Below are 24,290 nucleotides of genomic sequence, written 5' to 3' on the forward strand. Positions count from 1 at the left end.
GGGCCGGGCCTCAGCCCGTAGCGGCGGCGAGGAGCGTCAGCCCGGCCGCGGTGGCGGTGTGGATCGCCGTGTTGCGGTCCCGCAGGGTGGTGACCAGCCCGGCCGCTCGCAGCACCGTCGCGTGCTCGCCGGCGCTCGCCGCGGAGATGCGGACGGCGGCGGCGACGTCCCCGGTCGTACAGCCCTCCCGCAGGACGCGCACCGCCACGTTCAGTTCCACCATCGCCGCCATCGCCCCCGCGACCCTGGTGCGCGCCAGATCCTCGCCGGTGAAGTGGAACCGGAACGCCATCCCGCCTCCCGTGATGGGGAACTGACGAAGAGTCAGCTCCTGTCCATGATGCCAGTGGAAGCCGCGGACGGGAGGGGCAAGCGCAGCTGCGACGACCGGGGTGCGATCGGATGGATGCGAAGCGCCCGCGCCACGCGGTGATCCTGGCCCGCGCCGGCGCGGCCTTTTTCGCCGCGCTGCTGTCGAGGAGGACCCCGCCGTCCGGGCCACGCGACCGGGTCAACGAGGGGTGCGGATCCGGGGGACCCGACCTACGGTGAGGATCGGGACGCCGGGCGGCCGTACGCCGCCGGTGGCGCCCCCCAACCGTTGGCGATGGCCCGCTCGCCGGGCGCCCGCACCGTGCGCGGCCGGCCCCGTAGGAATCGCCGAATCCGGTCATTCGGAAACCAGACACTCGTCGCCACGACGAGTGGGAGGCATCATGAGAAAGCTCCCGGTCGCACTGGCCCTGATCCCCGCCGCCGCGCTGATCACGTCGTGCTCCGACAACGGGGGAGCGGCGTCCGGCGGCAGCACCGCCGCGCAGAAGCCCGCTGTCGTCACCGCCGAGCCCGTGCAGTCCCAGGCACCCCAGTCCCAGGCCGCCCAGGCGCCGCAGACGCAGGTGAAGGTGGTGACGGACGGGCTGGGAGACCCGTTCGAGCTCGCCTACGCCCCCGACGGCCGGCTCTGGGTCAGCGAGAAGTCCGGGCTCAAGATCACCCGGGTCGACCCGCAGAGCGGCGCCAAGAGCACCGCCCTCGACCTCACGGGAAAGGCCTTCCACAGTCAGGACGGACAGGACGGCGTCCTGGGCTTCGCGTTGCACCCGGACTTCGGCAAGGGCAAGGGCAGCGACTACCTCTACCTCGCCTACACCTACAAGAACGGCAACGACTCGGCCACGAAGATCGTCCGCTACACCGCGAAGGACGGCGTGCTCTCCGACGAACAGCCCGTCCTGACGGGGCTGCCGGGGCACAACCAGCACCAGTCGGCCCGGATCCGGTACGGACAGGACGGCAAGCTCTACTACTCGATCGGCGACCAGGGCCACAACTACATGGCCGACTACTGTCTGCCGAACCACGCGCAGGACCTGCCGACCGCCGCCCAGGTCGCCGCGTCGGACTGGTCGCTGTACCAGGGCAAGGTGCTCCGCATCAACCCGGACGGCTCCGTCCCCGACGACAACCCCGAGCTGAACGGCGCCCGCAGCCACATCTACGCCTACGGCATGCGCAACCCGGACGGCATGGACTTCGGCGGCAAGGACCTCTACACGGCCGAGAACGGCCCGCTCACCGACGACGAGTTCAACCTCATCACGAAGGGCGGCAACTACGGCTGGCCCAACGTCGCCGGGTGGAAGGACGACAAGGCGTACGTCTACTCCAACTGGTCGCAGGCCAAGGGCGGTTGCGAGAAGCTCACCTACAACCCGGACCCGAACACGCCGCCGGCCGAGGTGCCGACGACGAAGGAGACGGACTTCACCAAGGACATGGTCTCCCCGCTCAGCACGTACGGGACGACCGTCGAGAGCGGGCACAACTTCGGCACCACGCCGGTCTGCCCCGACGCCGCCTCCGCCTACATGTGCTGGCCGACCATGGCGCCCGGCAGCCTCAAGGTGTACGGGGACGACGTCCTCGTCACCTCGCTGAAGAACGGCACCGTCTTCCGGCTCTCCAAGGACGGCAAGAAGTACGAGGAGCTCTACCGGACCGTCAACCGCTACCGCGACGTCGCCCTCAGCCCGGACGGCAAGACGCTGTACATCGCCACCGACAGCGAAGGCCAGCACATGGTCCGCGGCGACGGCGGTACCCCGACCACCCACCTGGCGAATCCGGGCGCGATCCTCGCCGTCCCCTACGACCACACCACGACGCAGTGAAGCCCCGACACGGAGGTGAGACAGTCATGACCCGTCACGAGGAACAGCCCAGGCGTGCCCGGCAGTCCCGGGAGCGCACCACCGACCGGCCGAACACCCCGACGGAAGACGCCCGTTGGCGCAAGCCGAGCTACCAGGTGGTGGAGGCGTCTCTGGAGGTCTCGGCGTACTACCTCGCCAAGCGGTAGCGGCCACCGCACCGCACCGGTAGGACCACCACTCGAAGAGGGAGGAAGCGCTGTGCGACTGCACGTACTCGGTACGGCAGCCGGCGGCGGTGTCCCGCAGTGGAACTGTGCGTGCCCCGGCTGTGCCGGGGCACGCGCGGTTCCGTCGCGCCGGCGGCTGCACGCGTCCGTCGCCGTGGAGACCGAGCCCGGCCGGGTGTACCTCGTGAACGCCACACCGGACATCGCCGAACAGATCGAGCGCTGCCCCTGGCTGCACCCCGAGGGCCGGCGCACCCGGCTGTCCGGCGTGATCCTCACGGACGCCGAACTCGACCACACGCTCGGCCTGGCGCGGCTGCGCGAGGCCGACGAACTGGAGGTCATGGCGACCGACGCGGTCCGGGACGCCGTGCACAAGGGACTCGGCCTCGGCGAGGTCCTCGCGCCCTACACCCGCCTGCGCTGGCGGGACTTCGACGGCGTCGCGCTCGAACCGCTCTCCGGCAAGCGCCCCCGCTACGCCCGGGACGCCTGCGACGGGGACTGGGTGAGCGCCCTGCGGGTGGGCGGACTGCTCTACGCGCCGTCGACCGGCGTCTGGACCGACGGCTTCGGCGAGGACGCCGACCTGGTCCTGGTCGACGGCACCTTCTGGGACGACGAGGAGCCGCGCACCGCCGGGTTCTCCACGAAGTCCGCCACCGGGATGGGCCACCTGCCCGTGCTCGCCACCCGCGACCGGCTCGCCGCCCTGTCCGCCCGGTGCCTCTACACCCACCTGAACAACACCAACCCGCTCGTCGACCCGGACTCCCCCCTCCACGAGGAGCTGGCGGACCGGGGCCTCGGGGTGGCCGCGGAAGGAGCGGTCCTCACATGGTGACGACCTTCGAGAGCGAGCTCAGGGCCGTGCCCGAGCGCCGCTACCACCACCGGCACCCCTTCAACCTGAGGATGCACCAGGGGCTCCTGCTGCCGGAGGAGCTGCGCACCTGGATCCTCAACCGCTTCCACTACCAGCGGCACATCCCGGTCAAGGACGCGCTGATCCTCGCCAAGCTGGAGGACCCCGCCCTGCGCCGGCTGTGGATCCGCCGGATCACCGACCACGACGGCGGCGACGGCGACGAAGGCGGCATCGAGCGCTGGCTGCGGCTCGGCGAGGCGGCCGGGCTCGACCGCGCCGACCTGCTCTCGGGCCGCGGGGTGCTGCCCGGAGTGCGGCTCGCCGTCGACGGCTACGTCAACCTCTGCCGCCACGGCACGCCCCTGGAAGCCGTGGCCGCCTCGTTGACCGAACTGTTCGCGCCGGACCTGATGGCCACCCGGATCGCCGCCTTCGAGCGCCACTACACCTGGATCGAGCCCGTGGGCCTCGCCTACTTCAGGACCCGCGTCGGCCAGGGCCGCCGGGACAGCGACGAGGCGCTGTCCCTGGTGCTGTCCTGGGCCCGCACCCGGGCCGAGCAGGAGGCCGCCATCGCGGCGCTCTCCTACAAGTGCGAGCTGCTGTGGACCCTCCTCGACGCCGTCGAACGGGCCCCGGCGTGACCTGGCGACCGGCCCTGAGCGGCTACGCGCGGCTGCGCCACTGCCCGGTGCGGAACAGCACGCTGCTGGTCGTCCCGGAGCGCATCGTCGTCCTCAGTGCCGAGGCGGCCGCGATCGTCGGACTGTGCGACGGCACCCGGACCGTACCGGAGATCACCACCGAGTTCCCGGCCGAGGGGGCCGACGACGTCGTGGTCTTCCTCGACGACCTGAAGGAGCGGGGATGGCTGCGGTGAACCCGCCCTGGGCCATGCTGGCCGAACTCACCCACGGCTGCCCCCTGCGCTGCCCGTACTGCTCCAACCCGATCGAACTCACCGCCCGCAGAGCAGAACTGACGACAGATCAGTGGCTGGACGTGCTGACGCAGGCCGGTGAGCTCGGGGTCGCGCACGTCCACCTGTCGGGCGGCGAACCGCTGTTGCGGCGCGACCTGACCGAGATCGTCGCGGGGGCCGACCGCGCCGGGATCTACGCCCAGCTCGTCACCAGCGGACTCGGCCTGACCCGGGGGCGGCTGGCCGCGCTGACCGCGGCCGGGCTGCCCAGCGTCCAGCTCTCCGTCCAGGGCGCCGACGCCGCCTCCTCCGAGCTGATCGCCGGACGGCGGTCGTTCGCGGCGAAGGAGCGTGCCGCCGCGCTGGTCCGCGAGGCCGGACTGCCGCTGGGCCTCAACGTCGTCCTGCACCGCCTGAACCTCGACGACATCGACGCGATCGTGGACCTCGGCATCGCCTGGGGCGCGGTGCGCATCGAACTCGCCAACACGCAGTTCTACGGCTGGGGGCTGGCCAACCGGGCCGCCCTCATGCCCACCCGGGACCAGCTGGCCCGCGCCCGGGAGGCCGTCGAGCGCCGACGGCGGCGGACCGGCGTCGAACTCGTCTGGGTCGTCCCCGACTACTTCGACGGCGTCGCGAAGCCCTGCATGGGCGGCTGGGGCGCGGTCTCCCTGACCGTCGCCCCCGACGGCCGGGTCCTGCCCTGCCCCGCCGCCTACGACCTCCCACTGGACCTGCCGAACGTCCGCGACCACGCCCTCGCCTGGATCTGGTCCGAGTCGTCGGCCTTCCGGGCCTACCGCGGCACCGACTGGCTGCCCGAGCCCTGCGCCTCCTGCGCCCTCCGGGAGGTCGACTTCGGCGGCTGCCGCTGCCAGGCCTTCGCCCTCACCGGCGACCCGGGGCGGACCGATCCCGCGTGCGCGCTGTCGCCCGACCACGGCCTGATCACGGAGCTCGCCGCCCGGCAGGACGGGGACCTCGTCTACCGGGATCCGGCCGGCCGCTGAGGCTCCGCTCCGCAGGCCGTCCTCCCCGGTCCGGCCGGCCCGTCGCCCGTCCGGTGTTCGGGTTCAGGTGGTGCCTGCGTGGTCCTGCGTGGCGCCGAGCAGCCGCCGGACGGCCTGCCGGGCGTGGTCCAGCGGTTCGGGGCCGCGCCGGACGGAGGCGAGCAGGACGGCGCCCTCCACCAGGGCGAGGGTCTGTCCGGCGGCGACCCGGGCCTCCGCCGGGCCGTAGCCCTCGCCCTCCAGCCGGTCGGCCAGGATCCGCTGCCAGCCCGCGTACAGCTCGGCGCAGAGCGCCCGCAGCGCCTCGTTGGTGCCGGCCACCTCCAGGGCGACGGTGGCGATCGGGCAGCCGCTGGTGTACCGGGAGCGCTCCAGCCGTTCGGCGAAGGCGTCGATCAGCCGCCCGGCGAGGGTGACGGTGCCGGCGCCCTCGCCGGCCAGGGAGGCGAGCAGCGCCTCGACCTCCTGGCCGGCCTGGGTGAGCGCGGCGGCCACCAACTGGTCCTTGCCGCCGGGGAAGTGGAAGTAGAGCGAGCCGCGCGGGGCGCCGGTGGCGGCGACGATCCGGTTGAGTCCCGTCCCGAAGTAGCCCTGCGCCTCGATCAGTTCCCTGGTGCCGGCGATCAGCCGGGCCCGGGTCTCCTCACCCTTGACTCCCATGCGGCGATAGTAGACCGGTCTGCATATTCGTGTCGACGGGCCTTCGAGCCTCTCTTGAGCAATAGTTGACCGATCGTCAGAAGCGGTACTGGGGTGGGTAGCCGGTCCAGTGCAGCTCCTCCGGCAGGTGGCCCTGGTCGTTCAGCAGCAGGACGGCGGGCGGCCGTCCGGGCGTGTAGCGCAGGACGGTCATCGCCGCGTTGGCGGCGTTGACACCGAGCCACCGCCAGGCCGGGGCGTCCAGGGCCTGCCGGACCAGCCAGCCGACCAGGAAGGCGTGGGTGACGACCAGTTCGTGCCGCTCCTCGCGGCCCGGCACCGGCCCGGTGAACCGTTCGACGGCCCGCCGCGCCAGCACCGCGCCCTCCTCCCGCTCCGCCGCCGTGGTGCCCCCGAGGAAGTCCAGCAGGAACCGCGCGCTGTCGTCGGGCAGTTCGTCCCGAGCGGGCACGTACGGAACGAAGTCCCCGGCCTCCTCACAGGGTTCCGGCCGCACGCCGGTCAGCTGCTCCGCGACCAGCCGCGCGGTCTCGGCCGCCCGGGGCAGCGGGCCGTGGTGCAGCGCCGAGACCGGGCGGCCGGCCAGCCGCCGGCCCAGCAGCGCGGCCTGCCGGCGCCCGGCGGCGGTGAGTCCGCTGTGGTCGCCGTGGGACTCGGCCTCGCCGTGGCGGGCCAGGTAGAGGTAGCGGGTGGCGGTGTCGGTCATGCCGTGGGACTCCTCGGGAGGGACGAAGATCATGTCGTCCCGAGTGACACACCGGGGGCCGCGCCCGGTTCCGACTCAGCCCGTGGGGGCCGCGTCCGCGTGGGCCCGGCCCGCGTGGGCCTCGTCCAGCAGCGCCAGCTCCTCCGCCGACAGCCGCAGCGCCCCGGCGGCGACGTTCTCCTCCAGGTGCGCCACGTCACCGGTGCCCGGGATGGCCAGCACGTGCGGGCCGCGGTGCAGCGTCCAGGCCAGCCGGACCTGGGCGGTGCTCGCCCCGCGTGCCTCGGCCACCGCCCGGACCTGGGCGGGCTCGGCTTCCCCGGCGCCGTCCTGCCGTCCGGCCCCGGCGATCGCGTAGAAGGGGACGAAGGCGATGCCCTGCTCCCCGCAGATCCGCAGCAGCTCGTCCTGCTCCGGCGTGGCGCCGATGCCGTACGGGTTCTGCACGCAGACCACCGGCGCGATGGCCTGAGCCTCGGCGAGCTGGTGCGGGTGGACGTTGGACAGGCCCAGCTGCCGGATCAGCCCGGCCTCGCGCAACTCGGCCAGCGCGCCGAAGCGTTCGGCGACCGAGCCGGTGCCGAGGATGCGCAGGTTCACCAGGTCGAGGTGGTCGCGGCCGAGCTGGCGCAGGTTCTGCTCGACCTGGGCGCGCAGCCGCGCGGGGGTGCGGGCGTGCTCGACCCACTCGCCGTCGATGCCGCGGCCGGGGCCGACCTTGGTGGCGATCACCAGGTCGTCGGCGTACGGCGCGAGCGCCCGGTTGATCAGCTCGTTGGCGGAGCGCAGCGGGGAGAAGTAGAAGGCCGCCGTGTCGATGTGGTTGACGCCCAGCTCGACCGCGCGGCGCAGCACCCGCAGCGCCTGCTCACGGTCGCGCGGGACGGCGTGCGGGACGAGTGCCGGGCCGGTCTGCGGCAGGCGCATCGTGCCGAAGCCGATCCGGTGGACGGTGCGGTCGCCGAGCTTCCAGGTGCCGGCGGCGGCTGCGGTGGTGGCGGGGGTGGCGGCGGTGCTGTCGGACGTCATGCCGGTCATGATCGCTACTGAACCGGCCTGACCGCCAGTGATTCGAACATGTCCATGAGGATGGGGGCGGTGGCCGCGTTGGGGGAGGGGTGGCCGGGCGTTCCGCCGTCCGTCGTCATGTCGGCCGGGCACACCGGTGTCGGCGGAGAGGGCGCGTCCCGCCGACCGTAGCGTGCGGGACATGACACCCCAACGGCACCCCCGGCACCCCCGGCACCCCCGGCACCCCTACACCCGACGGGCCGTCCTCGTCGCCGCGCTGCTCGGGGCCGCCCTCGGCGCCGTCGCGCTCACCGGGGCACCGGCACGACCGTCCGCCGCCCCGATGCGCCCGACCGGTGCGCCGCCGACCGTGTACGCGCACCGCGGCGCCTCCTCCGCCGCGCCCGAGAACACCCTGGTCTCCGACGAGGTGGCCCGCCGGGCCGGCGCCGAGTGGATCGAGGACGACGTCCAGCCCAGCAGGGACGGCGTCCCGTACGTGCTGCACGACGACACGGTGGACCGCACCACCGACGGCACCGGCCGGATCCGCGAGCTGACCGCCGCCCAGCTGGACGCGCTGGACGCCGGCTCCTGGTTCGCCCCCGCGTACGCGGGCACCCGGCTGCCGACCCTGGCCGCCCAGCTGGAGGACCTGCGCACCCGCGGCGGCAGCCTGCTGCTGGAGATCAAGGGCCCGCACAGCCGCGACGAGGTCGCCCGGATCGTCCAGGAGGTGCGCGACCACGGCATGGCCGACCGGGTCCTCGTCCAGAGCTTCGAGGTGGACGCCCTGCGGTACGCCCGCGAGCTGGCTCCCGAGCTGCCGCTCGGCCTGCTGCGCTCCACCCTGGACGCCGACCCGGTCGCCACCGCCCGCGACCTCGGCCTGGCCGCCTACAACCTCGCGGACGACGCGCTGTCCGCCCGCCCCGGCGTGGTCGGGGAGCTGCACGCCGCCGGGGTGGCGGTGAATGTCTGGACGGTCGACCGGCCCGCCCGCTGGCAGGTGCTCGCGGCGGCGGGCGTGGACGGGATCATCACCAACCGCCCGGCCGAGCTGGCCGGTTGGAGCGCGGCCTGGTCGGCGCGGGGCGCCGCCGGTTAGGCTGCCGGGCGTGGAGCAGGAGAACGCGGCGGGCGCCCGGCCGGTGGACGAACAGGCCGGGGCGGACTGGATCCGCCGGCACCTCGGCGTGGTCCTGGAGCCGCAGGGCTCGCTGACCGCCTTCGACGGGCGCCTCGTCATCGACCTGGACACCCAGGTCGTCACCGTGGACGGCCGTGAGGTCCGGCTCCGCCGCTCGGACGTCAAGCTGCTGCGCGGCCTGATCGAGCTGGGCGAGGGCGTGCACGCGCCGGACACGATCCTGTGGAAGGTCTACGACGCGTCGCTCCACCCCCACGAGCTGAGGTACCCGATGGCGCTGCTGCGGGCGAAGCTCGGCGAGCCCGAATGGATCGTGCGGACCGAGGAGGGCCGCTACGGCCTGCGGCCCCCGGAGCTGCCGTAGCCGCATACTGACGGCATGACGGGTGCAGACGGCGGCCGGGGCCCGGACCGGCGCGGGGTGCTGCGGGCGGGCGCGGCGGCGGCGCTGGCGCTGGGTGCGGCGGGGTGCACGGGCGGGAGCAGGCCGGGGGCGGCCGGGCCGAGTCCGAGCGCGACGACGCCCGCGACACCGGCCGGAACGCTGACCGAGACACCCACGCCCACCCCGCTGCCCCGCCCGCCCCTCTGGCAGCCCGGCCCCGGCGAGATCCAGCCCGACGTCAAGCGCCGCGCCGTCGAGCTGGTCGCCGCGCTCGGCGCCTGGCCGCCCGGCGGGCAGGGGGTGGAGGCGGCCCGGGCCCGGGTGGCGGCGCTCGGCCTGCCGCCCGCGCTGGCCGATGCCGCCGGTCCGTTGGCCCCGGCGGCGTCGGAGGCGAGCCTGGAGGTGGTGGTCGCCCAGTACGGCGGCATCCTCGACGACTCGGCGAGCGTGCTGGTGGTGTGCCGCCAGTGGACCCGCGGCCCGGACGGCTCGGTGGCCGAGGGCGGCACCACGGTGGACGTCCGGCTGGGCCGGGCCGAGCCGCGCTGGACCGTCACCGACCTGCGTCCGGGGGTCGCGGGCCCGGCGGCCGCCGCGCCGTCGCCCGCGGTGGCCCGGGTGCTGGCCGAGCCCCGGATCGAGCTGCCGCCGGAGGCCGCCGCCGACCTGCGCGGCGGCACGGTCCACGACAGCGTGCTGGAGGCGATGCTGCGGCTGGCCGGCCCGTACACGCTCTCGGTGAGCGTGGTGCGGACCGGCCACCCGCTGGACGTCTTCGGGACGACCCGGCCCAGCGACCATCCGCTGGGCCGGGCCTTCGACGTCTGGCGGATCGACGGCCTGGCGGTGGTGGACCCGGGTACGTCCCGGCAGCTGGTCGAGTCCTTCATGCGGGACGCGGCCGCCGCCGGTTCGTACAACGTGGGCGGCCCGGTGGCGGTCCCGGGCGGCGTCGGCAACCAGTTCTTCACCGACGACACCCACCACGACCACTGCCACGTGGGCTTCGACCACTAGGCACCGTACGTCAGTTGACGTTGACGCCGCTCCAGGCCGCCGCGACCGCGTTGTACTCGGCGCTGCCGGCGCCGTACAGGTCGCGGGCCGCGTTCAGGGAGGCGGAGCGGGCGCCCTTGTAGGTGGTGGTGGAGGTCATGTAGACGGTCAGCGCGCGGTACCAGATCTTGGCGACCTTGGCGTTGCCGATACCGGCCAGCGTGGAGTTGTTGCAGGTCGGGCTGGTGTAGGTGACGCCGTTGACGGTCTTGGTGCCGCTGCCCTCGCTGGCCAGGTAGAACCAGTGGTTGCCGACGCCCGAGGAGTAGTGGACGTCGAGCTTGCCGACGCCGCTGCTCCAGCAGTCGGCCGAGCGGCCGTCCAGCGAGGGCTTGTCGAAGCGGCGCAGCCACGGCGGGGTGGACTGGTCGCTGAACAGGTAGTCGCCCTTGTCGACGCTGTTGTTGGCGTACCACTCGACCATGGTGCCGAAGATGTCGCTGGTGGACTCGTTGAGGCCGCCGGACTCGCCGCTGTAGCGCAGGTTGGCGGTGGCGCTGGTGACGCCGTGGGTCATCTCGTGGCCCATGGTGTCGAGGTCCACCTGCTCCGGGTCGGTGGTGCCGTCGCCGTCGCCGGTCATCATGCAGAAGCAGGTGTCGGACCACTGGGCGTTGTCCCAGTTGGTGCCGACGTGGACGAAGACGGTGGCGCCCTTGCCGTCGTTCTTGATGCCGCTGCGGCCGTGGACGTTCTTGTAGTAGTCGTACGTCCAGGCGGTGTTGGCGTGGGCGTCGACGGCGGCGGTGGTGCGGTCGGAGGAGAACTTCTTTCCGTCGCCCCAGACGTTGGTGGTGCTGGTGATCGCGGTGCCGGAGGAGGCCTTGAGCGAGCTCGCGGCGACGTTGTTGGCGTCCTTGGTGACGTGGCCGCGGACCGGGTCGGTCAGGGTGTAGCCGCCGTTCGCGGCGGTGGTGTCGATGGTGACCGTGCCGGTGTACTCGGAGTTCCCGGTGCCGGCCGCCTGGTGCTCGGCGTCGTAGGACTCGATCTGCTCGCCCGTGGTGGCGTCGGTGACGACCACCTTGCCTGCTGGCTGGCCGTGCTCGCCGGTGCCCTCGACGGTGGTGCGCCAGGCCAGCCGGGGGGTGCCGTCGGCGGCCCAGACGACCAGCTCGGGGCTGCTGACGGCGTCCTTGACGCCCGGGGCGGCGGCCAGCGCGCCGGCCGCGCCGGACTGCGCGGTCACCTTGGGGACGGTCGACTTCACGGCGGCGTCGTGGGCGGCCGCGCGGGAGGAGTCCTTGAGGCGGCCCTTGGCGTCCTGGTGGACGACCAGGTCGCCGCCGACCACCGGCAGGCCCTGGAAGGTCCGGTCGAAGCGGACGTGGGTGGCACCGTCGGCGTCGACCACGACGTCCTTGAGCACGAGGTCCTGGCCGGCGCCGAAGCCGAACACCCCCGCGTTGTGGGCGACGTTGGCGCGGGCCTGGGATATCGCGGCCTCGCGCATGCCGGGGGCGGCGGAGGCGGTGGCGGCCGGGACGGTGGCGCCGGCGAGGGCGGCGACGACCACGAAGGCCGCGGCCACGCGGGCACGGCGGGAGGAGGACGTGGGGATCACTCGGACTCCAGTGGGGGTAGCTGTGCAGGGAAAGGAGCTGCGACCGAGATTGACGGGGGTCAGTCAGATTGAGCTAGAGGAAAGGTCATAACTTTGCCAAGTCGTGTCCTTGGTCGATAAAAAATGATCGGAAGTTAACAAGGGCTCTACAGTGCCGTCGTGACGATCGACTACCTGTGGCGCGGCCCGCTCACCGATCCCGAACTCGACGCCCTGCACGCCGAGGCCTTCGGCCACCCCGTGGAACCCGGCGGCCGGCTCGCCCGGCTGGAACGGCACAGCCTCGGCTGGGTCACCGCCCGCCGCACCGCCGACGGCGCCCTGCTCGGCTTCGTCAACCTCGCCTGGGACGGCGGCGCCCACGCCTTCCTGCTCGACACCGCGGTCTCCCCGGACACCCGACGGCAGGGCGTCGCCACCCGGCTGGTCGCGGAGGCCGCCGACGGCGCCCGCGCGGCCGGCTGCGCCTGGCTGCACGTCGACTTCGAGCCGCACCTGCGCCCCTTCTACCTCGACGCCTGCGGCCTGCGCCCCACCGACGCCGGGCTGCTGGCGCTCTGACACCTTGCCGCCGGCCTCCGATGCTCCGACATCGGGCCGCCGGACCTCCGGTGCTCCGACACTGGGCGGCCGGCCCGCCGAGGCTCTACGCTTCCGCCCCATGGACGGATGGGTGGGGGCCTGGACCGGCGGCCGGGCGGCGGTCCACGTGGGCGACGTCGCGGACTTCAACGCGCAGTTCTTCGCCCCCGGCATGGATCCTGCGCAGCGCCTGCGACGGCTGCGGCACGCCCACCACTACGCCTGCCTGGCCGCCTGCTACAGCCCCGAACCGGCGCTGCTGGTGCTGCCCGCCGAGGTCGCCCCGGAGTGGACCGACTGGCTGGCCCGGGAGTTGGCCTGGGGCCCGGTCGAGGTGCACGGCGGCGTGGCACCGGACCGCACGGTGGCCGAGGCCCTCGCGGACCGTCCCGCCCTGGCGGCCCGGATCGCCGACTCCGGCCGTCCGGTGGTGGGGTGGGGCCGGACGGCCGCGCAGGGCGAGGGGCCCGAGCTGGCCGCCGTCCGCCGCTACGAGTCCAAGGCCGCCGCGCACGACCTGTTCACCGCCCTCGCCCCCGGGCACCCCGGCATCCGGGTGCCGCACCAGGAGCGCCCGGGCGGCCGGCGCCGGGCGGCCCGCCGGCTGACCGCCCGCGCCGTCCGGGGCCTGACCACGGTGCTGAAGAGCCCGTACGGCGTCGGCGGCTACGGCACCGTCGTGGTGGAGCCCGCCGAACTGTTCGCCGCGGGCGGCGGCCGGGCCCTGCTGCGGCGCCTGGTCCGCACCGAACTCCTGCCCACCGACGGGGAGTTGCTGCTGGAGGAGTACGTCGACGCCGGCCCGTCCGCCCGGCTCCGCGACCTCACCCAGGACGCCCTGGTCGGCCCGGACGGTACCGTCCACCCGGTCGGCGCGGGCGCCATGGAGGTGGCCGGCACCCGCTACCAGGGCGTCACCGTCGGCCCCGGCGCGGTGCCGAGGGACGCCGCCGACACCGCCCGCCGGTTCGCCGTGGCGGTGGGGGAGCGGCTGGCCGCCGAGGGCTACCGGGGCTGGTACGACGTCGACTTCGTCACCGACCGGGAGCGCCGGCTCGCCCCCACCGAGATCAACCTGCGGCTCACCGGGCCGGCCGTCGCCCTCATGCTGCGCGCCCGCCTTGACGCGGTGTGCGGCCCCGGCCACCTGGTCCGCACCCTGGACGCGATGCCGCTCGGCGCCCGGCTCGACCAGGCCGCGCTGCACGACCACCTGGAACGGCTGCGGCCGCGCTGCGCCCGGCTCGGCGTCACCCTGCTGCCGCTGATCCCGACCGCCTCCCGCGAGCCGGAGCCCTTCGTCGGCCTCGCCCTGGCCGGGCCGGACACCGAGTCGCTGGACGCGGCCGAGGCGCTGGTCGCCGCCGCGAACCACGGGCTGGCCCGGATGTTCGAGGCGCTGCGCTGAGCCGCCGGCGACGTCGGGCGCGCCTGAGCAGCCGCCGGCGGGGTCGGACCCGCCTGAGCCGCCGCCGGGGTCCCGTCACTCCTTCCCGGCCGGCGGCCGCCAGAGCACGAAGCGCACCAGCACCAGCGCCGCGAGCATCAGCGGGACGTTGAACGCGAACACCATCGCCGTCTCGCGCGGCCAGTCGGTGGCCCTGGTGAGCCGGTAGAGGTTGTCCTGCGGCCACCAGTTGACCAGCAGCCAGGCGATCGCCAGATGGGTCAGCACCGACAGCCCGAACGGCCTGCCCAGCCGCAGGACGGCCTCGAAACCGATGGTGAGGTAGACGATCCCGGCGCCGAAGGCCAGGTTCTCGCAGAGGTACAGCAGCTGGAAGAAGCCGCGGTACGGGGAGGGGACTCCCGTGAGGTCGGTCGAGCCGGGGAAGAGCGCGAAGGTCATCGCCCAGGCCGCGAAGGCGAACACCAGGACGCAGACCACCGCCGCGCAGCCGCCGGTGAAGCCCGCGTCCCCGGAACGCCGGCCCCCGGCCTTGCCGCCGCCCTTGCCGCCGCTCCGCCCGCCCGCCTTGGCGGAGCGCGGGGCGGCGTGCTCCGGCGGGGCCGGCAGCGGCAGTGCCGCGCGGTCCAGCTTGCCCGCCCGGGTGCGCGGCAGCTCGCGCAGTGTGACGACGGCGGCGGGCACCGGGCGGCCCCTGAGCTTCCTCTCCAGGTACTGGGAGAGCGACCAGCCGTCCGCCCCGTACACGGCCGGATCGGTCACCGCGTAGCCGACCAGCCGCCGCCGCCCCGGTACCGGCTCCACGTAGACGACGGCCGCCTCCCGCACCGCCGGGTGCCCGCGCAGCGCGCCCTCCGCGTGGACCGCCGCCCGCACCCGCGCCAGCACGCCGGTCGGCCGCTCCGCGCCGAGCGGGCCGACCACGGTCGCGGCCCGGGCGGTGAACTCCAGCACGCCGTCCGCCCGCAGCACCCCGAGGTCGCCGGTCAGCAGCACCCGGCCGTCCGGGTCGAAGTCCGCGCGGACGAAGCGGCGGGCGGTGTCCGCCGGCCGGTTCAGGTAGCCGCGGGCCAGGCCGGCGCCGGCGATCGCGACCTCCCCCGTCATGCCCTGCTTGGCGGGGGTGCCGTTCGGGCCCAGCACGTACACGCGGGTGCCGGGGAAGGGCCGGCCGACCAGCGAGACCCGTTCGGCGCCCTCGGCGGCCGCGGTGCCCCGGGCGTCGAACCAGGTGCTGTCCACGGTGGCCTCGGCCAGCCCGTAGACGTTCAGCACCCTCGCCTCCCCGCCGAGCAGCCGCTGCAGGCCCAACTGCTCGTCCAGGTACCACTTCTCGGCGCCCACGGTGAGCAGCCGCACCCCGGGCAGCCTGCCGCCGGTCCGCGTCAGCAGGGCGGTCAGCCGGCGCGCGGTGCGGACGTTCAGCTCCAGGACGGTGATCCGCTCGGCGGCGACCAGGGCGGGCAGCGCGCCGAGGTCGGCGGCGCGGTCCAGGGTGAGGTTGAACGGGGTGACGACCAGGGTCGCGCCGGTGCCGAGGGCCCGGACCCAGTCGGCGGTGAAGACGTCGAACTCCAGGCTCGCGGTCTGCAGGATCCGGTCCTCGGCGGTGAGCCCGTACACCTCGCGCCAGCCCTCGTACGCGGCCAGCAGGTTGCGGTGCTCGATCAGCGCGCCGAGGGGCAGGCCGGTGGAGCCGGAGGTGTAGAAGACGCAGGCGAGGTCGGCGGCGGTGACCTCGGGCGGCTCGAAGGGGGCCCGCGCGGGGGCGGCCGTGTCGACGCAGACCAGCGGCGCCCCGCCAGCGTCCGCCAGCCGGACCCGGTGGCGCTCCTCGGTGACCACCACGTCCGGTGCGGCGTCCGCCAGCACGTGCCGCAGCAGCGCGTCCGGCGCGGTGGGCTCCAGCGGCACGAACGCCGCGCCCGCCGTCAGCACGGCCAGCAGCGCCACGTACACCTCGGTGCCCCGGCCCAGCGCGACCGCCGCCCGGCCGCCCGGGGCCAGGCCGTGCTCCGCCAGCACGGCGGCCAGCCGCCCGGCCCGCTCCACCAGCTCCCCGTACGTGAGCTCCTGCCCGCCGCAGCGCACGGCCACCGCGGCCGGCGCCCGGCGGGCCCGTTCCTCGACCAGCCCATGCAGCGTGCCGGCGGCCCGTTCCCCGTCCGCGGTCATCGAGTCCCCCCTCGTCCCCCCTCGGAAAGGGCACCATCCTCCTCCCAACTCCCGCCGGGCGACAGGGTTCTGGCGCGTCCACCCCTCGGACGCCCCGACCTCCCGCGACTCGACGGTTGTACTCTGCACGCGGACGGACGGCGCCGGACCGTCCCGTGCGGCGCCCCGCCCGCACCCTGCCCGGCACCGTGATCGGAGTCCCATGAACTCATCCGCCCCCGACTTCGCCGGGCCGGTGCTGCGCACCCGCGACGTGGACGTCGTGCGCGACGGCCGCCACCTGCTGCGCGGGATCACCCTGGAGATCCGGCCCGGCGAGCACTGGGCGCTGCTCGGCCCCAACGGCGCCGGCAAGTCCACCCTGCTCGCGCTGCTCGGCGCCGTCTCCCACCCCACCCGCGGCGAGGTGGACGTGCTCGGCCGCCGGCTCGGCCGGGTGGACGTCCGCGAGCTGCGCGCCCACCTCGGGCACGTCAACCCGCGCCACCCGCTGCGCTCGCCGCTGAGCGTGCGCGAGGTGGTGCTCACCGGCTACACCAACACGATCGAGCCGGAGTTCCACCGCAAGCCGGCCCCGGAGGCGCTGGAGCGGGCCGAGCAGCTGATCGACACGCTCGGCATGCGCGCGATGGCCGAGGCCGCGTGGACGACGCTCTCCCAGGGCGAGCGCGGCCGGGCCCTGATCGCCCGCGCGCTGATGCCCAGTCCCCGGCTGCTGCTGCTCGACGAGCCCGCCACCGGGCTCGACCTGACCGCCCGGGAGCTGCTGCTGGACAGCCTGGACCTGCTGCGCCACCAGCACCCGGAGCTGGCCAGCGTGCTGGTCACCCACCACCTGGAGGAGCTGCCGGAGAGCACCACCCACGCCCTGCTGCTGCGCGGCGGCGAGTGTGTGGCGGCCGGGCCGGTGGACGAGGTGATGACCACGGAGCTGATCAGCGAGACCTTCGGCCACCCGATCCGGATCAGCCGGCACGAGGGCCGCTGGACGGCCCGGGCCGCGGCCCGCCGGACACCGGGACGGTAGCCGCCGGCCGGGACGGTGGCGGCCTGCCGGGCAGGACGGCCGCCCGCCGGACACCGGGACGGTAACGGTTCAGGGGGTGGGTGTAGACGGAAAATCGTCTTTACGTAAGGTATGCCTTAGCTAATGATGGTCTGCTGGTCCCCGGCCGGCCGCACTGCCTTGGCACACCCATGCCCTTTCCCGTTGGAGCCCGCATGTCCGCCCGTCGCCGTTCCACCGCAGCCGCGCTGCTCACCCTCGCCGTGGCGACCGCAGCCCTGGCCGGCTGCGCGTCCAAGAAGGACGACAAGGCCGGCGGCTCCGACGCGGTCAAGGTGAACGCGACCGACACCGCCTGCGAGGTCTCCAAGACCACCTTCCCGGCCGGCCACGTCGTCCTGGACATCAGCAACAAGGGCTCCAAGACCACCGAGGTCTACGTCTACGGCGACGGCGACAAGATCGTCACCGAGCGCGAGAACATCGGCCCCGGCACCAAGGCGAGCATCAACGCCGAGATCAAGGCCGGCTCGTACGAGATCGCCTGCAAGCCCGGCATGGTCGGCAACGGCATCCGCCAGAAGATCACCGTCACCGGCGAGGGCGGCAGCGCCGCGCCGGCCGACCCGCGCCTGGCCGCCGCCGTCGACTCCTACCGGAAGTACGCCCAGGAGCAGGCCGACGCCACCATCCCGGCCGTCGAGGCCTTCGCCGCCGCGATCAAGGCGGACGACCTGGAGAAGGCCAAGTCGCTGTACGCGCCCTCGCGCACCGGCTGGGAGCGCACCGAGCCGGTCGCCGAGAGCTTCGGCGACGTCGACCCGAAGACCGACACCCGCGAGGACAAGCTGGAGCCGGGCCAGGCCTGGACCGGCTGGCACAAGCTGGAGAAGTCGCTCTGGGCCGACGCGAAGATCGGCGACGACGAGAAGAAGCTCGCCGACCAGCTGGTCGCCGACCTCAAGGACTGGCAGAAGAAGATCCCCGAGGCGGAGATCACCGCGACCAGCATGGCCAACGGCGCCAAGGAGCTGCTGGACGAGGTCGCCACCAACAAGATCACCGGTGAGGAGGACCGCTACAGCCACACCGACCTGGCCGACTTCCAGGCCAACGTCGAGGGCGCGCAGAAGGCCTACGAGCTGCTGAAGCCGGTCGCCTCCGAGAAGGACGCGGAGCTGGCCAAGACGCTGGACTCCGAGTTCGCCGCCATCAACACCCTGCTGGCCAAGTACAAGCAGGCCGACGGCACCTTCACCTCCTACGACAAGGTCACCGAGGCCGAGCGCAAGGCCTTCTCCGACGCGGTCAACTCGCTGGGCGAGCCGCTGTCGAAGCTGGCCGCCGCCGTGGTCGTCAAGTAACCGGCCACCCCACCCCGAAGTACTCCGCCGACGCCGTGGCGGCCCGCGATCCGGGCCCCACGGCCTCCGCGGGTCAGCGCAGAAGTCCAGCACAGTAGAAGGGCCCGCCCGCCGATGGACGCGGAGAACGAGCAGCAGAACGGGACGCCGGCCGCCGCCGACGCCACCGGGACCAGGGGCGCGGTCAGCCGACGCGCCGTCATCGGCTGGGCCGGCGCGGGCGTCGCGCTCGGCGCCGCCGCCGTCGGCTCGGTCGCCGCGGCCACCCGGCAGGACGACGCCGTCCCGGTCGCCGCCCCCGTCGGCGCCGAGGTGCCGTTCTACGGCGAGCACCAGGCGGGCATCTCCACCCCGGTCCAGGACCGGCTGCACTTCGCCGCCTTCGACGTCTCCGAGAAGGCCACCCGGGAGTCCCTGGTCAAGCTGCTCAAGGAGTGGACCAAGGCGGCCGCCGCGATGACCGGCGGCCGCGAGGTCGGCACCGGCGCGGTGCCCGGCTCGCCGGAGGCGCCGCCGGACGACACCGGCGAGGCCCTCGGCCTGCCCGCCTCCCGGCTCACCCTGACCATCGGCTTCGGGCCGAGCCTGTTCGAGAAGGACGGCGTCGACCGCTTCGGCCTCCAGGCCAAGCGCCCCGAGGGCCTGATCGACCTGCCGAACTTCAAGGGCGACAAGCTCGATCCGACCCGCAGCGGCGGCGACCTCTGCGTCCAGGCCTGTGCCGACGACCCGCAGGTCGCCGTGCACGCGATCCGCAACCTGGCCCGGATCGGCATGGGCACCGTCAACATCCGCTGGTCGCAGCTCGGCTTCGGCAAGACCTCCTCGACCACCCCGGACGAGCAGACCCCGCGCAACCTGATGGGGTTCAAGGACGGCACCCACAACATCGCGGGCACCGACGGCGCGAAGCTGGCCGACCACGTCTGGGCCGCCCCCGGCGACGGCCCGGAGTGGATGACCGGCGGCTCCTACCTGGTCGCCCGGCGGATCCGGATGCACATCGAGACCTGGGACCGCGCCTCGCTGAAGGACCAGGAGGACACCTTCGGCCGCACCAAGGGCGAGGGCGCCCCGTACGGCAAGGGCAAGGAGCACGACGCGCCGGACCTCGCGGCGATGCCCGCGACCTCGCACGTCGCCCTCGCCCACCCGGACGCCAACAGCGGCCTGATGATCCTGCGCCGCGGCTTCTCCTTCACCGACGGCACCGACGGTCTCGGCCGCCTGGACGCCGGGCTGTTCTTCCTCGCCTACCAGCGCGACACCCGCAAGGCCTTCGTCCCGCTCCAGCAGAAGCTCGCGGCGAGCGACAAGCTCAACGAGTACATCCAGCACGTCGGCTCCGCCCACTTCGCCTGCCCGGCGGGCGTGCGCAAGCCGGGGGAGTGGTGGGGCCAGGCCCTCTTCGGCTGACACCCCTCCTGTTCTCCCGTACCATCTCGACACCCCCCAGGAGCCCGCGTGTTCGGCAACTACCTGATCGGCCTGCGCGAAGGCCTCGAAGCCAGCCTGGTCGTCTGCATCCTGATCGCCTACCTGGTCAAGACCGGCCGCAAGGACCGGCTGCCGCCGGTGTGGATCGGCGTCGGCTCGGCCGTGGCACTCTCCATGGCCTTCGGCGCGGTGCTCCAGTTCGGCTCCTCGCAGCTCACCTTCGAGGCCCAGGAGGCGCTCGGCGGCTCGCTGTCGATCATCTCGGTCGGCCTGGTGACCTGGATGGTCTTCTGGATGCGGCGCACCGCCCGGCACCTGAAGACCGAGCTGCACGGCAAGCTGGACGCGGCGATCGCGATGGGCACCACCGCCCTGGTGGTCACCGCCTTCCTGGCCGTCGGCCGCGAGGGCCTGGAGACGTCCCTGTTCATCTGGACCGCCGTCCAGGCCACCGGCGACGGCTGGAACCCGCTGATCGGCGCCGCGCTCGGCCTGCTCACCTCGGTGGTGCTCGGCTGGCTGTTCTACCGGGGCGCGCTGAAGATCAACCTGGCCAAGTTCTTCACCTGGACCGGCGCGATGCTGGTCGTGGTCGCGGCCGGCGTCCTCGCCTACGGCGTGCACGACCTCCAGGAGGCCGGCTGGCTGCCCGGCCTGCACAACACGGCCTTCGACATCTCCAGCACCATCCCCAAGGACAGCTGGTACGGCACCCTGCTGAAGGGCGTGTTCAACTTCCAGCCGGACCCGACGGTGCTGCAGCTGGTGGTCTGGCTGCTCTACCTGGTCCCGACCCTGGCGGTGTTCTTCAACGTCCTCGGCGGCGGCAGGAGCAAGAAGCCCGCCCAGCCGGTGGCCGCCAAGCCGGCCGCCTGATCCGGCCGTTCGGCCTGTTCCACCCGTAGCACCCGCTCCACCCCGCTCCACCCGTACCGCCCCGTCCGGCACCCGCCGGTCGGGGCGGTTTCGTATGAGCGGAGCCAGTTCTCGCCAGGAGCGGTCGGAACCAGTCAGGAAGACGACGAAAACGGTCAGCTCTGACAAACTGCAGTCCCAGTGGAACCGTTGCGCCACCACCTTCGTACTTAGGGTGACAGCACCATGCCATTACCCACACATGGGGGGAACATGACCGTTCGCAGGCCTGCCAGGTTAGTCGCCGCCGGTGTCGCCGCCCTCGCGGCGACCGTGTTGCTGACCGCGTGCGACGACGTGAAGTACACCGACGACAAGCCGGGCGACCCGAAGGCGAGCGCCGCCGGGGCCACCGTCCCGGGTGACCCGATGGCCGGCCAGGCGGCCGGTTCGCGCTGCAAGAGCGACGACATCACCGCCACCGTGCAGCTCAAGGGCGCGGGCTCGGCGATGCTGACGATCAAGAACAAGAGCAGCCACAACTGCACCCTGTACGGCTACCCGGGCTTCGGCGGACTGAAGGCCGACAACAGCGCGGACGCGCTGGCGGCCAACCGCGAGTCGCACCCCGGGCCCGCGGTGCTGGTCACCCTGAAGCCCAACAAGTCCGGCTACGCGGGCCTCAAGTGGAGCGCCTGCGACAAGTCGGACGCGACCTGCCACGTGCTCACCGGCCTCCAGGTCACCGCGCCGGACGAGACCACGGCGGTCAACGCCGAGGTGCTGGGCACCGACGGCAAGCCGGCCGGCCAGCTGCTGGTCTCGGCCGCCGGGCTGACCACCGGCACCCTGCAGCCGAACAACGAGAAGGTGCTGTTCAACTGATCCGGTTCACCCGATCCGGTTCACCTGATGCTGTCCGGTTGACGATGTCCACCTGATGATGCTCGCCTGATGACACGACGGAGCCCCCGGGCCGGTTCTTCCGAACCGCCCCGGGGGCTCCGTCCGTTCCGGGCCCGGACTACTGGCTCTTGATCGAGTCCAGGATGTCCAGCTTCGCCGCCCGGTGGGCCGGCCAGAGCGCGGCCAGCAGGCCGATCACGGCGGCCGCGAGCAGGAAGCCGACGGTCTGCACCGGCGGCACCACGGTGGTGATGTCCTTGAGGCTGTCCGCCAGCGTGCGCACACCCGCCCAGGCGACCAGGATGCCGAGTCCGACACCCACCAGCCCGCCGAACAGCGCGATCAGCAGCGACTCCAGCCGGACCATCCGGCGGATGCCGAGCCGGTCCAGGCCGATCGCCCGCAGCATGCCGATCTCCCGGCGGCGCTCGAACACCGACATCGCCATGGTGTTGACCACGCCGAGCACCGCGATGACCACGGACATGCCGAGCAGCCCGTACATCATGTTCAGGATGCCGGTGATCATCTGGCGGTTCTCCGCCTTGATCTCCTTCGCGCCCTTGACCGCGATCAGCGGGTTGCCGCCGGTCGCGTCGCGCAGCGCCTGCTTCAGCTCCTCGGTCGCGCCGTTGGTGCCCTTGACCAGGACCTTCTCCAGGCCGGTGGCGGGTGCCAGGTGCGGGGCGACCACGGCCTCCGGGACGATGACCGAGGCCAGCGCGGTGTTGGCCTCCAGGATGCCGCCGACGGTCAGCGAGCCCTTGGCGCCGTCCGGGTAGGTGACGGCGAGGGTGTCGCCGACCTTGTAGCCGGCGCGCTCGGCGCGGCCCGAACTGACCAGCAGCCTGCCCTGCTTGAGGGCGTCCGGGGAGCCCTCCTTGACCTTGACGGTGGCCACCTGGTCGATGGTCGCGGCGTCCACCGCGGTCATCCACTCGCTGTCCTCGCCGTTCTGCCCCGTCTTGACGGTGACGCTGCGCTCGGCGCTGATCACGCTGACGCCGGGTGCCTTGGCGATCTGGGCGGCGACCTCGGGGGAGAGCTTCGAGAAGTTCTGCATCGCGACCGTGTAGTCGGCCTTGAGGTCGGTCTCGGCGGCCTTGTCCACGGCCTGGTTCACCGAGGCGCCGATCACCGTCAGCGAGGTGATCAGGGTGACGCCGATGGTCAGCGCCGAGGCGGTCGCGGCGGTGCGGCGCGGGTTGCGGACCGCGTTCTCCTGGGCCAGCTTGCCCGGGGCGCCGTACACGGCGCGCAGCAGCGGGGCGAACAGCGCGATCAGCGGCCGGGACAGCAGCGGGGTCAGCACGAACACGCCGATCAGCAGCGTGCCGGCGCCGAGGCCGACCAGCTTGACCTCCTTGCCGGCCACACCGCCGGCCAGCGCGGCGAGGCCGGCCAGGGAGAACAGCAGGCCGATGGTGTTGCGGATCCGCAGGCCCTTCTGGGTCGCGGGCTGCTCGGCCGAGCTCATCGCCGCCACCGGGGCGATCCGGGAGGCCCGGCGGGCGGGCAGCCAGGCGGCCAGCACCGTCACCAGCACGCCGACCGCGAGCGCGGTGGCCACCGTGGTCGGGGCGATGATCAGCGGGCCGTCCGGCAGGTTGGCGTCCATCGGGCCGTTGAGCAGCGACTTGAGTCCGGCGGCGATGCCGATGCCCGCCAGCAGACCGGTCACCGCGGCGGTCAGGCCGACCAGCACGGCCTCGATCAGCACCGAGCGGGTGATCTGGCGGCGGGTGGCGCCGACGGCGCGCAGCAGCGCCAGCTCCTTGGTGCGCTGGGCGACCAGCATGGTGAAGGTGTTGGCGATGATGAAGATGCCGACGAACAGCGCGATGCCCGCGAAGCCCATCAGGACGGTGGTCAGGACGGTGGTGCCCTTCCTGATCATCTCGTCCTGCTCGGCGGCGAGTTCGCGGCCGGTCTTCGCCTCGATGGAGTCGCCCTGCGGGACGGCCTGCTTGACGGCGGTGAGCAGCGCGGCGTCGTCGGTGCCCGGCTTGGACCTGACGTCCAGCTCGGCGTAGCGGCCCGGGGTCAGGTAGAGCTGCTGGGCGGTGGCGGTGTCGAAGGCGGCGAGCGAGCCGCCGGCCACCACGCGCGGGTCGTTGGTGGTCAGGGTGCCGGTGAGCTTGAGCTTCATCACCGGGCCGTTGACCGCGACCCGGACGGTGTCGCCGACCTTGTAGCCGCCCTTGTCGGCGGTCTTGCGGTCCAGCGCGATCTCGGTGGCGTCCTTCGGGCCGCGGCCCTCGACCAGCGGGTAGCGCGGGTCGGTGCCGTCGGCGCCCGGCACGTAGTTGGTGCCGGTGGTGGAGAAGCCGTTGCCGATCAGCGCGCCCTTGGTGTCGGCGATGCCGGCGAAGCCGCTGACCACGCCGCGGACCTCGGCGACGCCGGGCACCGCGGCGACCTTGGCACGGGTCTCCTCGGTGAGGGTCGGGCCGGCGATCCGGCCGCCGTCGTCGTCGCTGAGGTTGCGGGCCTCGCGGTCGGCGACCGTGACGGCGACGTCGGTGTAGCTCTTGGAGTTCTGGGTCCTCAGCGCGTTGCCGAAGGTGTCGGAGAAGACCAGCGTGCCGGACACGAAGGCGGTGCCGAGCATGACGGCCAGTACCGTCATCAGCAGCCGGCCCTTGTGGGCGAGCACATTGCGCAGTGCGGTGCGGAACATGAGGGAGTGTCAGTCCTGGGGGTACTCGGGGGACGGGTGGCTTCGGGCCTCGGTGGGCCGGATCAGCTGGTGCGGCCCTTGGCGTCGAAGCGGCGCATGCGGTCCAGGACGGTGTCGGCGGTGGGCTGGTGGAGTTCGTCGACGATGCGGCCGTCGGCG

At 73.4% G+C, this 24,290-nt stretch carries 23 protein-coding genes and 1 pseudogene; 16 read left to right on the plus strand and 8 right to left on the minus strand.

Annotated features, from left to right (window positions below; all coding sequences use genetic code 11):
• Window positions 1-10 precede the first annotated feature (10 nt).
• Window positions 11-292, minus strand: a complete 282-nt coding sequence (locus ACFY4B_RS12605) for a hypothetical protein (protein WP_387967623.1) — start codon at window positions 290-292, stop codon at window positions 11-13.
• A gap of 424 nt (window positions 293-716) precedes the next feature.
• Here ACFY4B_RS12605 and ACFY4B_RS12610 point away from each other — a divergent pair, with 424 nt between their 5' ends.
• Genes ACFY4B_RS12610 through pqqE form a run of 6 tightly spaced genes read left to right on the plus strand, consistent with a single transcriptional unit; the run spans window position 717 to window position 5,186 of the window.
• Window positions 717-2,174: a glucose/sorbosone family PQQ-dependent dehydrogenase gene (locus tag ACFY4B_RS12610; protein WP_387967625.1), complete on the plus strand. Its 1,458-nt coding sequence runs from the start codon at window positions 717-719 to the stop codon at window positions 2,172-2,174.
• 26 nt (window positions 2,175-2,200) lie between these two features.
• A complete protein-coding gene (locus ACFY4B_RS12615; RefSeq protein ID WP_387967627.1) occupies window positions 2,201-2,362 on the plus strand; it encodes a hypothetical protein in 162 nt (53 codons plus the stop codon).
• Between the two features lie 52 nt (window positions 2,363-2,414).
• Complete coding sequence (pqqB, locus tag ACFY4B_RS12620) at window positions 2,415-3,227, plus strand: pyrroloquinoline quinone biosynthesis protein PqqB (RefSeq protein ID WP_117486598.1); 813 nt, start codon at window positions 2,415-2,417, stop codon at window positions 3,225-3,227.
• On the plus strand, window positions 3,221-3,895 hold the full coding sequence (pqqC, locus tag ACFY4B_RS12625) for a pyrroloquinoline-quinone synthase PqqC (protein ID WP_049654684.1): 675 nt from the start codon (window positions 3,221-3,223) through the stop codon (window positions 3,893-3,895). The genes pqqB and pqqC overlap by 7 nt, the downstream gene beginning before the upstream one ends.
• Window positions 3,892-4,131 carry a pyrroloquinoline quinone biosynthesis peptide chaperone PqqD gene (gene pqqD / locus ACFY4B_RS12630; RefSeq protein ID WP_049654686.1) on the plus strand — a complete coding sequence of 80 codons (240 nt, stop codon included), beginning with the start codon at window positions 3,892-3,894 and terminating at the stop codon, window positions 4,129-4,131. Before pqqC ends, pqqD begins: the two co-directional genes overlap by 4 nt.
• Window positions 4,119-5,186: a pyrroloquinoline quinone biosynthesis protein PqqE gene (gene pqqE / locus ACFY4B_RS12635; protein WP_387967629.1), complete on the plus strand. Its 1,068-nt coding sequence runs from the start codon at window positions 4,119-4,121 to the stop codon at window positions 5,184-5,186. Before pqqD ends, pqqE begins: the two co-directional genes overlap by 13 nt.
• Before the next feature lie 63 nt (window positions 5,187-5,249).
• On the opposite strand, the gene ACFY4B_RS12640 is transcribed toward pqqE, so the two are convergent.
• The 3 genes from ACFY4B_RS12640 to ACFY4B_RS12650 all read right to left on the minus strand — a co-directional run bounded on the left by ACFY4B_RS12640 (window position 5,250) and on the right by ACFY4B_RS12650 (window position 7,581).
• Window positions 5,250-5,846: a TetR/AcrR family transcriptional regulator gene (locus ACFY4B_RS12640; RefSeq protein ID WP_387967631.1), complete on the minus strand. Its 597-nt coding sequence runs from the start codon at window positions 5,844-5,846 to the stop codon at window positions 5,250-5,252.
• A 76-nt stretch (window positions 5,847-5,922) separates the two neighbouring features.
• The gene (locus ACFY4B_RS12645) at window positions 5,923-6,552 is read right to left on the minus strand and encodes a histidine phosphatase family protein (protein WP_387967633.1); all 630 of its coding nucleotides are present in this window, start codon (window positions 6,550-6,552) and stop codon (window positions 5,923-5,925) included.
• Between the two features lie 75 nt (window positions 6,553-6,627).
• Window positions 6,628-7,581 (minus strand): oxidoreductase, encoded by a 954-nt coding sequence (locus ACFY4B_RS12650; protein ID WP_387967635.1) that lies wholly within the window; start codon window positions 7,579-7,581, stop codon window positions 6,628-6,630.
• 181 nt (window positions 7,582-7,762) lie between these two features.
• On the opposite strand from ACFY4B_RS12650, the gene ACFY4B_RS12655 reads away from it, so the two are divergent.
• The 3 genes from ACFY4B_RS12655 to ACFY4B_RS12665 are packed head-to-tail and all read left to right on the plus strand — an operon-like array spanning window position 7,763 to window position 10,115.
• On the plus strand, window positions 7,763-8,671 hold the full coding sequence (locus ACFY4B_RS12655; RefSeq protein WP_387967637.1) for a glycerophosphodiester phosphodiesterase: 909 nt from the start codon (window positions 7,763-7,765) through the stop codon (window positions 8,669-8,671).
• Between the two features lie 10 nt (window positions 8,672-8,681).
• Window positions 8,682-9,077, plus strand: a complete 396-nt coding sequence (locus ACFY4B_RS12660; RefSeq protein WP_387967639.1) for a hypothetical protein — start codon at window positions 8,682-8,684, stop codon at window positions 9,075-9,077.
• A gap of 15 nt (window positions 9,078-9,092) precedes the next feature.
• The gene (locus tag ACFY4B_RS12665) at window positions 9,093-10,115 is read left to right on the plus strand and encodes a hypothetical protein (protein ID WP_387967640.1); all 1,023 of its coding nucleotides are present in this window, start codon (window positions 9,093-9,095) and stop codon (window positions 10,113-10,115) included.
• A gap of 10 nt (window positions 10,116-10,125) precedes the next feature.
• Here the strand turns inward: ACFY4B_RS12665 and ACFY4B_RS12670 are convergent, their stop codons facing one another.
• Window positions 10,126-11,718, minus strand: a complete 1,593-nt coding sequence (locus ACFY4B_RS12670) for a M4 family metallopeptidase (protein WP_053112463.1) — start codon at window positions 11,716-11,718, stop codon at window positions 10,126-10,128.
• Window positions 11,719-11,877: 159 nt separating this feature from the next.
• On the opposite strand from ACFY4B_RS12670, the gene ACFY4B_RS12675 reads away from it, so the two are divergent.
• Together ACFY4B_RS12675 and ACFY4B_RS12680 are read left to right on the plus strand one after the other, a co-directional pair.
• Window positions 11,878-12,279 carry a GNAT family N-acetyltransferase gene (locus ACFY4B_RS12675; protein WP_049659195.1) on the plus strand — a complete coding sequence of 134 codons (402 nt, stop codon included), beginning with the start codon at window positions 11,878-11,880 and terminating at the stop codon, window positions 12,277-12,279.
• 100 nt (window positions 12,280-12,379) lie between these two features.
• Complete coding sequence (locus tag ACFY4B_RS12680) at window positions 12,380-13,708, plus strand: hypothetical protein (protein ID WP_387967642.1); 1,329 nt, start codon at window positions 12,380-12,382, stop codon at window positions 13,706-13,708.
• A 75-nt stretch (window positions 13,709-13,783) separates the two neighbouring features.
• Here ACFY4B_RS12680 and ACFY4B_RS12685 read toward each other — a convergent pair whose 3' ends face one another.
• Window positions 13,784-15,883, minus strand: coding sequence for an AMP-binding protein (locus tag ACFY4B_RS12685; RefSeq protein ID WP_387967644.1), 2,100 nt, complete (start codon window positions 15,881-15,883; stop codon window positions 13,784-13,786).
• Window positions 15,884-16,085: 202 nt separating this feature from the next.
• On the opposite strand from ACFY4B_RS12685, the gene ACFY4B_RS12690 reads away from it, so the two are divergent.
• The 5 genes from ACFY4B_RS12690 to ACFY4B_RS12710 all read left to right on the plus strand — a co-directional run bounded on the left by ACFY4B_RS12690 (window position 16,086) and on the right by ACFY4B_RS12710 (window position 21,430).
• Window positions 16,086-16,910, plus strand: coding sequence for an ABC transporter ATP-binding protein (locus ACFY4B_RS12690; RefSeq protein ID WP_049655803.1), 825 nt, complete (start codon window positions 16,086-16,088; stop codon window positions 16,908-16,910).
• 194 nt (window positions 16,911-17,104) lie between these two features.
• The gene (gene efeO / locus ACFY4B_RS12695) at window positions 17,105-18,253 is read left to right on the plus strand and encodes an iron uptake system protein EfeO (RefSeq protein WP_387967647.1); all 1,149 of its coding nucleotides are present in this window, start codon (window positions 17,105-17,107) and stop codon (window positions 18,251-18,253) included.
• Between the two features lie 114 nt (window positions 18,254-18,367).
• The gene (efeB, locus tag ACFY4B_RS12700) at window positions 18,368-19,669 is read left to right on the plus strand and encodes an iron uptake transporter deferrochelatase/peroxidase subunit (protein WP_049655800.1); all 1,302 of its coding nucleotides are present in this window, start codon (window positions 18,368-18,370) and stop codon (window positions 19,667-19,669) included.
• Between the two features lie 48 nt (window positions 19,670-19,717).
• A complete protein-coding gene (gene efeU, locus ACFY4B_RS12705; protein WP_387824206.1) occupies window positions 19,718-20,566 on the plus strand; it encodes an iron uptake transporter permease EfeU in 849 nt (282 codons plus the stop codon).
• A gap of 252 nt (window positions 20,567-20,818) precedes the next feature.
• Window positions 20,819-21,430: a DUF4232 domain-containing protein gene (locus tag ACFY4B_RS12710; protein ID WP_158077734.1), complete on the plus strand. Its 612-nt coding sequence runs from the start codon at window positions 20,819-20,821 to the stop codon at window positions 21,428-21,430.
• 139 nt (window positions 21,431-21,569) lie between these two features.
• Here the strand turns inward: ACFY4B_RS12710 and ACFY4B_RS12715 are convergent, their stop codons facing one another.
• Both ACFY4B_RS12715 and ACFY4B_RS12720 read right to left on the minus strand, forming a co-directional pair.
• Window positions 21,570-24,131: an ABC transporter permease gene (locus tag ACFY4B_RS12715; protein WP_387967649.1), complete on the minus strand. Its 2,562-nt coding sequence runs from the start codon at window positions 24,129-24,131 to the stop codon at window positions 21,570-21,572.
• A 62-nt stretch (window positions 24,132-24,193) separates the two neighbouring features.
• Window positions 24,194-24,290, minus strand: a pseudogene (locus tag ACFY4B_RS12720) (ABC transporter ATP-binding protein); the annotation flags it as partial.

It is taken from the genome of Kitasatospora sp. NPDC001261, assembly GCF_042896795.1.
Classification (GTDB): domain Bacteria; phylum Actinomycetota; class Actinomycetes; order Streptomycetales; family Streptomycetaceae; genus Kitasatospora.